This is a genomic window from Sphaerisporangium aureirubrum (genome assembly GCF_042658925.1).
In the GTDB taxonomy this organism is placed as follows: Bacteria; Actinomycetota; Actinomycetes; order Streptosporangiales; family Streptosporangiaceae; genus Sphaerisporangium; species Sphaerisporangium aureirubrum.
In genome coordinates this window covers 102,319-114,358 of sequence record NZ_JBHSRF010000024.1, presented here as the reverse complement: position 1 = coordinate 114,358, position 12,040 = coordinate 102,319, and the positions used below count along the sequence as shown (strand labels likewise).

Sequence of the window (12,040 nt, the reverse complement as noted above, 5' to 3'; positions counted from 1 at the left end):
GTCCGGGGTCCCCCGGCGGGCTGGACGAGCGCCGGACGTGGGCGGGGGTGGTGGGGCGGGGCCGTTCGGATTCGGGGTCCCCCGGGGGGCTGGACGAGGGCCGGAGGGGGGTGGATGCGGTGGGGCGGGAGCGTTCGGGGGCGGGGTCGTCCGGCGGGCTGGGTGGGGGGTGGAGGGGGGTGAGGCGGGAGAGTTCGGATTCGGCTTCGTGGGGGTGGCCGGTGAAGAAGAGGGTGTAGGCCAAGGGTTCGGCGATCTCCAGGGAGCGGCCGGTGGAGAGGGCGTGGCCGGCCAGGCGGCGGGTCAGGGGGAGGTCGCGGTTGGACCAGGCGTCCCTGGCGGCGGCGGTGAGGCCCTGGGGCGGGGGGTGGACGCCGTTCTCCAGGCGCCAGGCGACGACGCGGCGGTGGTCGTGGCGGCCGGGACCGGCGGCCTCGACGGCGTCGGCCAGTTCGGCGCGGCAGCGGTGGGCGCGCAGCCGGGGCGCGCGGGCGCGCAGGACCTCGCCGTAGAAGGGGTAGGCGAGGCGGGCCTGGCCGGGACGGTCGATCTTGATGACGCCGCGGGACTCCACGGTCTCCACGGCGCCGTGGGACACCAGGCTCGCCAGGATCTCGGGGCTGATGGGCTCGCCGAAGGCGAGGAGTTCCAGCACGCGGTGGCAGTCGGGCGGCAGGCCCTCCAGGCGCTTGCCGACCAGCCCGGCGAGCCGGGTGGTGACGGGCAGCCGTCCGGGGCAGCGCCAGACGCCCTCGCCGGGGGCCAGCGCGCCGGTCTCCAGCATCGCGGTGATCAGCTCGCGCAGCAGGAACGCGTTGCCCCCGGTGGTCTCGTAGGCCCGCTGAACCAGCGCCCCTTCGACGGGCCCGCCGAGGGTGCCCTCCAGCAGGCACGCCACCTCGTCGCGGGTGAAGGGGCGCACCTCGATCCACTCGGCCAGGCCGCCGGTCCACAGCCCGGCGACGGGCTCGGCGATGTTCTCCCCCGCGCGGGAGGCGGCGAGCACGAACGCCTCGCGGTGGCGCGCCATCTGGAAGGTGAGCGCGACCGACGCCTCGTCCAGCAGGTGGGCGTCGTCGATGACGATCAGCAGGTCGCGCCCGCCCGCCTGGGCGATCAGCGCGTCGGCCGCCATGCGCAGGACGTTGCCGTTGAACGCGGTGTCCATGAGCGGCGCGGGGAGGTACTGCGCGAACGCCCCGAACGGCACTCCTGCGGTGGCGCGGATGGCGCAGGCGCGGATGACGAACGTGCTCTTGGGCGCGGCGCGGATCACCTCGGTGAGCAGCCGGCTCTTGCCGGCCCCGCCGTCGCCGACGAGCGCGGCCCCGGTGAGGTCCGGGTGGGCGACGGCCGCCGCGATCCGGCCGAGTTCGGCCCGGCGGCCGACGAACACGCGTCCTAGCTCGGTGAGCGCCACCCACGAGCGCGGCACGAACATCGAGGATCGCCCGGCCGCCGGCTGGGCTGGGGAGGGCGTGAGCGTGGGACGCCGTCCGGCGGCCTGCCGGCCGTCGCGGGGCGGCGCCATGGAAGCCTCGAGCGTCATCTGAGCACTCCGATGTCCTCGATATGCGTGTGCGAATTAATTCTCTTCACGCACGCGCGATAAGACCAGTGCGCCGATCATCAGGGCATTATGAATTATTCACATGGGCACCGGTAAGCCATCACGGCGAATGACCGTCCCCGTGCACGTCAGGGCCGCCGGTGAGTACGCGATCCGCCGTCCTTGAGTAGTACACGCAGGCCAACAGAGCAATGCCGGGTATTACATCCCCATAAATCAGTGCATATCTTTTATTCCGACAGGGCTTTCGCCCTCCGATCGGATCGGAGTCACGTCACAGGAAAAACATCCACCTTCACGAGAAAGCGGCTCGATGCGTATAACGAAGAAAACCGCCCCCTGGCCCGCGGAAGTCGTGGAGAAAGGCTGGAGCCACGGACGCCTGCCGGCCCCGGCCGACGCCGATTGGAGCGACTTCGCGCGTTTCTGGGAGGACCTGCCGCCGGACCGCTACGTCGTCCGTGAGCACGGCACGACGCGCAACCGCAGGCTCGGGCAGCTCCTGGCGCCGGCCGGGTCGGGCCTGGGCATGGAGCGCATGGCGCACGGCGTCTTCTACCAGAGCAGCGAGGTCAACTCGGTGTACGGGGGGCAGCGGCGCACGTTCGCCCCGATCGCCGACGAGGTCTACGACAACCCCTGCTTCCGCGCCGCCCTGGAACACGATCTCGGCCTGATCAGGCGAATCGAGGGCGAGGACGGCGCCTGGCTGATCACCGTGCACATGATCCGCATCACGGCCACCGGCTCCGACAGCTCGGCGCCGGCGCCCGAGGGCCGCCACAACGACGGCCACGACTACGTGATCATGCATCTGGTCGGCCGGGACCGCTGCGCCGGCGGCCACAGCCGCGTGTACCGCAAGGGCGGCGGACGGCCCGCGCTGGAGCACACGCTCGAGCGCCCCATGGAGACGCTCGTGCTCGACGACCGGACGATGGAGCACGAGGTCACCCCCATCACTCCGACGGACTCCACCTACGCCGTCCGGGACATGATGATCATCGATTTCGAGCGCGCCGAATCGCACGCCTTCGCGCTTCCCCGCAGCGCCTGACCACACCGGCCGGGAACGAGAGAACCGGCCCATCACTGAATTCGCGTATCCGCCAGCACGCCGAGGAGTTGTTCCCCATGGCAAACACCACATTGGCCCCCGCCTGCCTGCAGTGCGAGACCGACATCGCCGTGCCCGACGAGATCGAGCTCGGCGACATCCTGGCCTGCCGCGGCTGCGGCCAGGAGCACGAGGTGCTCGACGTGGCCCCGGTCCGGCTGGACCTGGCTCCGGAGATCGAGGAGGACTGGGGTGAGTGAGAACCCCGCCGACGTGCTGGTCTCCGTCACCATCATGCGCCCCGAGGAGCGACTGGTCCTCTCGGCGCTCCGCGCGGTGGGTGTCACCGCGCGGTCGGTGACCCCCCGGCACACGGCGTCCTTCCTGAACGACCCCTCGCTCGCCCCGCGCCTGGTGCTGCTGCGCAACGTGTCCCACCGGGAACTGGCGGCGATGAGCGACCGGTTCGAGCAGGCCGGCGTGCCGGCACTGAACAACCCGCACGCGGTGCGGCTGTGCCTGTCGAAGGACCTGCAGGCGCTGCGGTTCGCCCGGCACGGCATCGCCCACCCCGACACCAGGATCGCCTTCTCCGCCGAGCAGGTGCGCGAGCAGATCGACGCGCTCGGCGGCGACGCCGTCATCAAGCCGGTCAGCGGCTCCTGGGGCCGCGGCATCGTGCACATCCGCGACGACGCCGAGTTCGCCGCCTGGGTGGGGGGACGCGAGTCCCTCGACCCGGGCGAGCGCAGCTACCCGGTCATCGTGCAGCAGTACGTGCCGAAGCCCGGCCACAACCTGCGGGTCGTCGTGGTCGGCGACCGGCCGCTGGTGTCCTACCGGCAGGTGAGCGACGACCTGCGCACCAACACCCGGCTCGGCGGCAAGGTGGAGCCGACCCCGCTGACCTCGCGTTCGGTGGACCTGTGCGAGCGCGTGGTCGAGGCCTTCGGCCCCGGGTTCTACGGGATCGACCTGTGCGAGCACGCCGGCACCGGCGAGATGTTCGTCCTGGAGGTCAACACCAACCCCGAGTTCACCCGCTCGGTCGCGGTGCACGGCGTGGACGTGCCCGGTCACCTGGCCGCGTACGTGCGGTCGGTCCTGGACGGCCGGGATCTCCGTCTGGCGCCCGAGGGGAGGGCGGCATGAGTGAGAACGACAAGGTCAAGGTCGCCGTCCTCGGCGCCAGCGGCTTCATCGGCGCCGAGCTGATCCGCCTGCTGGCCGCCCACCCCAAGGCCGAGCCGGTGTTCCTGTCCTCCCAGCAGTACGCCGGCCGCCCCCTCGGGCAGGTCGTGTCGGGGCTGCGCAACTCCCCGGTCGCCGGGCGAAGGATGCGCTCCCTGGACGAGCTGACCAAGGTCGACGTGGCGTTCAGCTGCCTGCCGGGCGGGGTGCTGCCCAAGGTCCTGGACGACGTCAGCGCCGAGGCCGACCTGGTGCTGAACCTCGGCGGCGACTACCGGCTGCACGACGCGGCGGAGGTCGCCGAGCACTACCCTGAGTCGGCCGCCGGGTGGCGCCAGCCGATCCCGTACTACGTGCCGGAGTTCTGCCCGAGGCCCGCCGAGCCGGTGGTCAACCTGCCCGGCTGCATGGCCTCGGCCGCGATCTACGCCCTGTACCCGCTGTTCGCCGCCGGGCTGGTGGAGCCGCGCGTGGTGGTCGACGCCAAGACCGGCTCCAGCGGCGGCGGCCACGGCGGGGCCGAGCACCCGGCGCTGCGCGACGGCAACGTGCGCGCGCACAAGCTGCACGGCCACCGGCACGCCCCGGAGATCCGCCAGGCCATCGGCGAGTTCACCGGCACCACTCCCGACCTGCAGTTCTCCGCGTTCAGCCTCCCCGTCGTGCGGGGGGTGTACGCCGCCGCCTACACCTGGCTGCGGCCGGACGCTGGGGCGCCCGAGGTGCGCAGGGCGTACGCCAAGGCGTACGCGGACGCGCGCTTCGTCCGGGTCGCCGGGGGGCGCTCGCCGATGGCGCTGCCCATGCTCAAGACGGTCAACGGCTCCAACACCGCCGAGGTCGGCGCGTCGGCCGAGGGCGGGCGCTGCGTGGCGGTGGCCGCCCTGGACAACCTGCTCAAGGGCGGCGCGGGGCAGGCCGTGCAGGCCATGAACCTCATCTTCGGCTTCGACGAGGGCCTCGGCCTGGCGGAGGTGGGGGCATGGCCGTGACCGGGACCCCGGGCTACGTCCCGGACGCGCTGAAGGCGGTCAACCCGCACCGCGCCCTGCACGTGGTCAAGCTCGGCAGCGCGACGCTGCGCCACGCGCGGGTGTACGACGAGCTCGCCGAGCTGCGGTCCCGCGGCGCACGCGTGCTGGTGGTGACGGGCGGCGCGGCCGACATCACGCTGCACTACGCGCTGATCGGCCGCCCGATCCGCACCCTGACGCTGCGCGGCGGCGACGAGGTGCGCTACTGCCCGCCGGACGAGATCCCCTACATCGTCGAGGCCTACGAGCAGATCACCCTGCCCCGGATCCGGGACGAGCTGACCCGCCGCGGCCTGTCGGTCCACACCACCACCGGGGCCGCCGCCACCGGCCTGGGCGGCGGGCTGGTCACCGCCACGCCGGGCGGGCCGCTGCGGGCCTTCGAGGGCGACCGCCAGCGGTTCGTGCGCGACCACCGCGCGGGCACCGTGCGGGACGTCGACGCCGCGCGGCTGGCCGAGCTGCTGGAGGTGTTCGACGTCGTGTGCGTGTCCCCGCCGGTCGCCGCGAGCGACGGCGGGTCGCCGCTCAACGTGGACGCCGACGTGCTGGCCGCCGAGGTGGCGCTGGCCCTCGACGCCGACCACCTGCGCCTGGTCACCGGCACGGCGGGGCTGCTCACCGACCCCGCCGACCCGGCGAGCACGCTGCCGCACGCCACCGTGGGCGAAGGGATGTCCTACGCGGGCGGGCGGATGAAGCAGAAGGTCCGCGCGGCCGAGCTGGCGCTGGCCGGCACGCCCGACGTCGTGATCACCGGCCCGCACACGCTGGACACCCGGGACGGCACCCGCTTCTGGCGGGCCCCCGCGCCCGCGCCCGACCTCGGGCTGCTGGCCCGCATGGTGGAGCTGGGATCGGTGTCGGGCGACGAGCGGGACCTGGCCGAGTTCCTGGTGCGGTGGTGCGCCGACCGGGGCGTCGCCGCCCGGATCGACCCGGCGGGCAACCTGGTCGCCACCAAGGGCGACGGCCCGCGGCGCCTGCTGATGATCGGCCACATGGACACCGTCCCGCACCGCTGGCCGGTGCGCTGGGACGGCGGGACCATCACCGGCCGCGGCTGCGTCGACGCCAAGGGCAGCCTGGCGGCGTTCCTGGAGACGCTGGCCGGGCTGGACGTGCCGGAGGACGCCTCGGTCCAGGTGATCGGCACCGTCGAGGAGGAACGCTCCGCGGCGGGCGCCCATCACGCCCGCGACCACTACACCGCGGACGCGGTCATCACCGGCGAGCCGAGCGGCGCGTCCGCGCTGACCGTCGGCTACCACGGCGTGTGCAAGACCCTGCTGAGCGTGTCGCAGCCGTCGGCGCACACCGCGGCCAAGGACTCCCGCACCGCGGCGGGCCGGATGACCGACGCGGTGACCGCGGCCGAGGCCGCGGTCGCGGCGCTCGGCGCGGACACGCTGTTCGCGGTGCTCAGCGTCCGCGCGGGCAGCCGGGACGGCGTGCAGTCGGCCGAGGCCGTCGTCGACGTGCGGGTGCCGCCGTCGATCACACCGGCCGCGGTCACCGACGCGATCCGCCGGGCGCTGCCCGCGCGGGTGCGCGCCGAGACGCTGCTGCGCACCCCCGCGGTGGCCACGCCGCGCACCAGCCCGCTGGTCAGGGCGTTCACCCGGGCGCTGCGCGCCGCGACGGGCGGGCCCCCGCGGCTGCTGGCCAAGAAGGGCAGCAGCGACATGAACACCCTCGCCACCACCTGGCACGGCGTGCCGATGGTGGCCTACGGGCCGGGCGACTCCTCGCTCGACCACACCCCGCACGAGCGCCTGGACGCCGGGGAGTACCGGCTGGCCAGGACCGTGCTCGACGACGCGGTACGCCGCTGGCTGGCCGGCGGCGCCCCCGCCGTGCCGGTCGGCGCGACGACTGGAGGCGAGCGGACGTGAACGACATCGACCTGGCGAACGAGCGCGCGCTGCGCGCCCGGCGCTCGGTGGTCGACATGGCGGCCGGCGAGGTGGGGTGCCATCTCGGCGGCAGCATGTCGGTACTGGACATCCTGGTGGCCGCCTACGCGGTCGCGGCCGCCAGGCCCGGCACCGAGGTGGTGCTCAGCAAGGGGCACGCCGCCGCCGCGCTGTACGCCGTGCTGCACCAGATCGGCGTGATCGAGGAGGACCCGGCGCCGCGCTACGGCCTGGCCGGGGAGCCCTACACCGGGCACCCGGGCCCGAAGGTGCCGGGCGTGCGGTTCCCCACCGGCAGCCTCGGCCACGGCGCGGCGTACGCGGCCGGCTGGGCGCTGTCGCGGCGGCTGCTCGGCGAGCCGGGCGGCGCCATCGCCGTCGTCGGCGACGGCGAGCTGCAGGAGGGCCTGATCTGGGAGACCCTTCAGGTCGTCCAGGCCAAGCGCATCAGCGGGCTGACCCTCGTGGTCGACGTCAACGGCGGCCAGAACGACGGGTACGTGTCCGACATCTCCCCGCTCACCGACCTGCCGGCCCGGTTCGCGGCGTTCGGCTTCGAGGTGGTCGAGACCGACGGGCACGACATCGAGAAGCTGATGGACGCCCTCGTCCCCGGTGAGCGGCCCCGCGTGGTGCTCGCCGCCACCGTCAAGGCCAAGGGCGTGCCCGCCGCCGAGGGACGGGCCTCGTCCCACTACGTGAAGATCACCCCCGCCCGCGCCCGGCAGTGGAAGGCGGCGATGGTCTGATGTTGTCCGGACGCGACGCCTACAAGGACGAACTGACCGCCCTGGCCGCCGGGGACGAGCGGATCATCTGCCTGGAGGCCGACCTGGGCGGCCCCAAGCACCCCTTCGCCGAAAAGCATCCCGGCCGTTTCCTCAACCTCGGCATCGCCGAGGGCGCGGCCGTCGACATCGCGGTGGGCCTCGCCTCGGCGGGGCTGCGCCCGTTCCTCAGCACGTTCGCCGCGTTCGGCACGTGGCGGGCGGCGGAGAGCGTCAAGCTCGGGCTCGGCTACCTCGGCGCGCCCGTCGTACTGGTCTGCCCGTACGGCGGGGTCTCCGGCGGCTGGTTCGGGCCCACCCATCACAGCCTCGAGGACCTGGCGGTGGCCCGCAGCCTTCCCGGCCTGCGGATCGCCGTCCCGTGCGGCGAGGCCGAGACAAGGGAGGTGATCAGGGCGGCGGCCGCCGCCGACCGGCCGTGTTACGTGCGGCTGGCACGCAACGAGACCTACGACGCGCCGTTCGCGCCCGCCGGACACGGCGAGGTGGGCTGGGTGACCCCGGCCGGCGACGGCACCACGACCTGCCTGGTGTCGGTCGGCGAGAAGCCCGCGCAGCTGTGCGGGCGGGCCGCCGAGCAGGACCCCCGGCTGGCGCACGCCCACCTGTGCTGGGTGGACGACGAGAGCCTGGCGCTGGCGGCCGGTGAGCTGGCCGCCGGCGCCAGGCGGCTGGTGGTGGTGGAGGAGCACCGGGAGGCCGGCGGCGTCGCCGCGGCCCTGGCGCTGCTCCTGCCGCAGCACGAGGTCCGCGCGGTGAACGCCGGACCCTCGTGGCCGTCGGAGGGCGGCGGCCACGACGACATCCTGACCGCGCTCGGGCTCACCGTCCCCGCCGTCCTGGCGGCGGCGGTCCCCGCGCCGAGAACCTCGCAAGGGGGAATCACATGACCGCAGGCACCGTCCACGAGGTCACACGCCAAACCCTGTCCGACCCCGCCCTGACCCGGCGCACTCCAGGTGAGGAGTTCGCCTGGGCCGTCTCCCGCGACCGCGGCGACGACGACGTGAGCGTCCCGATCCACGGGTACCTCCCGTCGGCGTTCCCGCTGTTCACCACCCGGCCCCGCTACACGGTGCGCCACCTGCTGAAGGTGGCCAGCGTGTCGGACCGGCCCACCGCCTACGTGCACGAGGCCATCACGCAGGGCCGCGAGACGCCGGGCAACACCTACGGCAGCACCCCGGAGGCGGTGTTCGGGTCCAGCGTCCGGTCCGCCGAGCTGACCGACCTGTACGTCGACGTGGCGGTGCCCGAGGGCCTGCTCGACGAGCCCGCGCTGCTGGCGGCGTTCATCGACTTCCGTGTGCTGGTCCGCATGGGGGTCGTGGAGAACGAGTCGCTGCTGCACGGCACCGCCGACGGCAGGATCTCCGGGCTGCTGTCGCTGCCCGGCCTGCGCACCGGCCCCTTCATCGAGGACGTCGGCGAGGCGCTGACCACCGCCGCGGCCCGGGTGGAGGACACCGGGGGCTCCTGCGACGGCATCGTCGCCCACCCCGCGCTGTACTGGCAGCTGCTGCGCGACGGCACCCTCGGAAAGCTCAACTCGGTGGGCGTCAAGGTGGCCCGCACCCGGATGATGCCGCGCGGCCAGGCGCTGCTCGGCGACTTCCGGGCCGCGGTGACCCTGCTCGATCCCAACGTGTCCACCATCACGCTGCTTCGCAAGTCGGGGCCGAACGGTGAGGACATGGTGCGGGCGCATTCGCGGATGGGCCTGGCCGTGCACCTGCCGCAGCACTTCCTGCTGCTGTCCCGCTCCTGATACGCCCCGACCCTCACCGGGAGGTGCACCACTCATGACCGAACGAACGAAGGTTCTCTACATCACCGGCTGGCTGCGCAGCGGGACCACCTTGCTCGGCAACGTGCTGAACGAGCTGCCTGGCGTGGTGCACGCCGGTGAGCTGCACTATCTGTGGCGCAACGGCTTGCTGCGGTCGGGCACCAACTCGGTGTGCGGCTGCGGCGAGCAGGTGCGCGACTGCCCCGTGTGGTCCTCGGCGACCGGCCCGAGGACGGCCGGCGCCATGGGCGACGCGGGCGACGCGGTGTCGGTGGCCGAGCGCATGGTGGCGGCGCAGCACGCCCACCTGCGCACCCGGCACACCCGGGCGCGGCTCGCCGAGAGCCGCGCCGGACGGCCCGCGCCGCCCGCCGCCGCCGAGGTCCTGGACCGCACGGCGGACCTCTACCGGGCCCTCGCCGCCGCCGGCGGCGAGCGGCTCGTGGTGGACGGCTCCAAGTACCCCGCCGAGGCGGCGGCCCTGATCGGGCGGCCCGACCTGGACGTGCGGGTGCTGCACATGGTGCGCGACCCGCGCGCCGTGGCGCTGTCCCACCTGAGCGTCAAGCAGTACATCGAGATCATGAGCCCCGCGCGCAGCACCGGGTACTGGCTCGGATTCAACCTGGCCTCCGAGATGGTGGGCGCCGCGGCGCCCGGCCGGTATCTGCGCGTCCGGCACGAGGACTTCTCCGCCGACCCCGCCGGGGTGCTGGAGGAGGTCCTCGCGTTCGCCGGGCTGGACGACGCCCCGCCGGTGGACGCCACCGGCACCGTCACGCTCGGCGTCAACCACACCGTCACCGGCAACCCCGACCGGCTGACCCGCGGCGCCACGCGGATCAGGTCCGAGGAGCGGTGGCGCACCGACCTGCCGGCCAGGCACGCGGCCACCGCGACCGCGGTGGCGCTGCCGCTGCTGGCCCGATACCGCTATCCGCTGGCCCCGGCGCCCGCCCGCGCCCGGACCGGGAGGGAGAGCCTGACATGGACCTCGGACTGACCGGACGCGTGGCCCTGGTGTCCGCGGCCAGCAGCGGGCTCGGGCTCGGCGCGGCCCGCGCGCTGGCCGCCGAGGGCGCCCACGTCTCCATCGCCGCCCGCGACCCGGAACGGCTGGCCCGCGCGCACGCGGCCGTGGACGCCGCCGGGCCGGGCCGGGTGATGAGCACCGTGCTGGACGTGCGCGACGAGGCGGCCACCGCCGCGTGGGTGCGCGCCACCGCGGCCGGGCTCGGCGCCCTGCACGTGGTCGTCACCAACGCCGGCGGCGTGCCGCACGGCCGCGCCGACGCCTTCACCCCCGGCGACTACCGCGCCGCCGTGGAGGGCTCGATGCTGCCGCACATCACCATCGCGCTGGCCGCGCTGCCCTACCTGGTGGAGGGCGGCTGGGGCCGGATCATGATGGTCACCTCCGAGGCGGTGCGCCAGCCGCTGCCGGGCACCGCGCTGTCGGCCACGGCCCGGCTCGGGCTGCTCGGCTTCGCCAAGGGCCTGGTGCACACGCTCGGCCCGGCCGGCGTCACCGTCAACGTGCTGGCGCCCGGCTGCCACCGCACCCCCGCGTTCGAGGGCTTCCTTGAGGCCCGCGGCGCCGGGGACGTCGAGGCGGGCCTCAAGGAGGTCACCGCGGAGATCCCGCTCGGCACCGTCGGCGACCCCGGGGACTTCGGGGCGATCGCCGCGTTCCTGGCCAGTGAGCAGGCGGCGTTCGTCACCGGCACCGTCATGGTGGTGGACGGCGGCAACACCAGGGGGTTCGGATGACCGTCACGACCGACTACCGGCTGGCGCAGCTCGACGCGCTGGAGGCCGAGGCCGTCCATGTGTTCCGCGAGGTCGCTGCCGAGTTCGAGCGTCCCGGGCTGCTGTTCTCCGGCGGCAAGGACTCCATCGTGCTGCTGCGCCTGGCCGAGAAGGCGTTCGCGCCGGCGCCCATCCCGTTCCCGGCGGTGCACGTCGACACCGGGCACAACTTCCCCGAGGTGCTGGACTTCCGCGACCGGCGGGTGGCCGAGCTGGGCATGCGCCTGGTCGTCGGCTCGGTGCAGGCCGCGATCGACTCCGGCCGGGTGGCCGAACCGGCCGGCCGGTGGCCGAGCCGCAACCGGCTGCAGACCACGGCCCTGCTGGACACCATCGCCGAGCACCGCTTCGACGCGGTGTTCGGCGGCGCCCGCAGGGACGAGGACAAGGCCCGCGCCAAGGAGCGGATCCTGTCGTTCCGCGACGAGTTCGGCCAGTGGGACCCCAAGAACCAGCGGCCCGAGCTGTGGAACCTGTTCAACACCCGCATCAGGACCGGCGAGCACATCCGCGCCTTCCCGCTGTCCAACTGGACCGAGCTGGACATCTGGCAGTACATCGCCCGGGAGGGCCTGGAGATCCCGTCGATCTACTTCGCGCACACCCGGCGGGTGTTCGAGCGCGACGGAATGCTGATCGCCGAGAACCCCTTCGTCGCCAGGACGGACGACGAGCCGGTCTTCGAGACCACGGTGCGGTTCCGCACGGTGGGCGACATGACCTGCACCGGCGCGGTCGACTCGGTGGCCGCGGACGTGGAGGCGATCGTCCGGGAGGTGGCGGCGGCGCGGACCACCGAGCGCGGCGCCACCCGGGCCGACGACCGCGCCAGCGAGGCGGCCATGGAGGACCGCAAGCGCGAAGGCTACTTCTGACCATCGAATCG

12 protein-coding genes are annotated in these 12,040 nt (G+C 73.9%); 11 read left to right on the top strand and 1 reads right to left on the bottom strand.

Annotation, left to right across the window (positions count from 1 at the left end):
* Positions 1 to 1,549 (bottom strand): AAA family ATPase (locus tag ACFP1K_RS18315; protein WP_380754555.1); only part of this gene is annotated, 1,549 nt, incomplete at its 3' end.
* A 334-nt stretch (positions 1,550 to 1,883) separates the two neighbouring features.
* Here ACFP1K_RS18315 and ACFP1K_RS18310 point away from each other — a divergent pair.
* The 11 genes from ACFP1K_RS18310 (at position 1,884) to cysD (ending at position 12,029) form a co-directional block, all read left to right on the top strand.
* Positions 1,884 to 2,627, top strand: a complete 744-nt coding sequence (locus ACFP1K_RS18310; protein ID WP_380754549.1) for a 2OG-Fe dioxygenase family protein — start codon at positions 1,884 to 1,886, stop codon at positions 2,625 to 2,627.
* Between the two features lie 77 nt (positions 2,628 to 2,704).
* Positions 2,705 to 2,887, top strand: a complete 183-nt coding sequence (locus ACFP1K_RS18305) for a lysine biosynthesis protein LysW (RefSeq protein ID WP_380754547.1) — start codon at positions 2,705 to 2,707, stop codon at positions 2,885 to 2,887.
* Entirely contained in the window at positions 2,880 to 3,779 is a 900-nt protein-coding gene (locus tag ACFP1K_RS18300; protein ID WP_380754545.1) for a RimK family alpha-L-glutamate ligase, read from the top strand. The genes ACFP1K_RS18305 and ACFP1K_RS18300 overlap by 8 nt, the downstream gene beginning before the upstream one ends.
* A complete protein-coding gene (gene argC / locus ACFP1K_RS18295) occupies positions 3,776 to 4,810 on the top strand; it encodes an N-acetyl-gamma-glutamyl-phosphate reductase (RefSeq protein WP_380754543.1) in 1,035 nt (344 codons plus the stop codon). The genes ACFP1K_RS18300 and argC overlap by 4 nt, the downstream gene beginning before the upstream one ends.
* A complete protein-coding gene (locus tag ACFP1K_RS18290) occupies positions 4,801 to 6,747 on the top strand; it encodes a M20/M25/M40 family metallo-hydrolase (RefSeq protein WP_380754541.1) in 1,947 nt (648 codons plus the stop codon). Before argC ends, ACFP1K_RS18290 begins: the two co-directional genes overlap by 10 nt.
* Positions 6,744 to 7,517, top strand: coding sequence for a 1-deoxy-D-xylulose-5-phosphate synthase N-terminal domain-containing protein (locus ACFP1K_RS18285; RefSeq protein WP_380754539.1), 774 nt, complete (start codon positions 6,744 to 6,746; stop codon positions 7,515 to 7,517). Before ACFP1K_RS18290 ends, ACFP1K_RS18285 begins: the two co-directional genes overlap by 4 nt.
* Positions 7,517 to 8,446, top strand: a complete 930-nt coding sequence (locus ACFP1K_RS18280) for a transketolase (RefSeq protein ID WP_380754537.1) — start codon at positions 7,517 to 7,519, stop codon at positions 8,444 to 8,446. The genes ACFP1K_RS18285 and ACFP1K_RS18280 overlap by 1 nt, the downstream gene beginning before the upstream one ends.
* On the top strand, positions 8,443 to 9,324 hold the full coding sequence (locus ACFP1K_RS18275; protein WP_380754535.1) for a family 3 encapsulin nanocompartment shell protein: 882 nt from the start codon (positions 8,443 to 8,445) through the stop codon (positions 9,322 to 9,324). Before ACFP1K_RS18280 ends, ACFP1K_RS18275 begins: the two co-directional genes overlap by 4 nt.
* A gap of 34 nt (positions 9,325 to 9,358) precedes the next feature.
* Positions 9,359 to 10,348, top strand: coding sequence for a sulfotransferase (locus ACFP1K_RS18270; protein ID WP_380754533.1), 990 nt, complete (start codon positions 9,359 to 9,361; stop codon positions 10,346 to 10,348).
* Positions 10,333 to 11,115: an SDR family oxidoreductase gene (locus ACFP1K_RS18265; protein ID WP_380754531.1), complete on the top strand. Its 783-nt coding sequence runs from the start codon at positions 10,333 to 10,335 to the stop codon at positions 11,113 to 11,115. Before ACFP1K_RS18270 ends, ACFP1K_RS18265 begins: the two co-directional genes overlap by 16 nt.
* Positions 11,112 to 12,029 (top strand): sulfate adenylyltransferase subunit CysD, encoded by a 918-nt coding sequence (gene cysD / locus ACFP1K_RS18260; protein WP_380754529.1) that lies wholly within the window; start codon positions 11,112 to 11,114, stop codon positions 12,027 to 12,029. Before ACFP1K_RS18265 ends, cysD begins: the two co-directional genes overlap by 4 nt.
* The last annotated feature ends 11 nt before the right edge of the window (positions 12,030 to 12,040 follow it).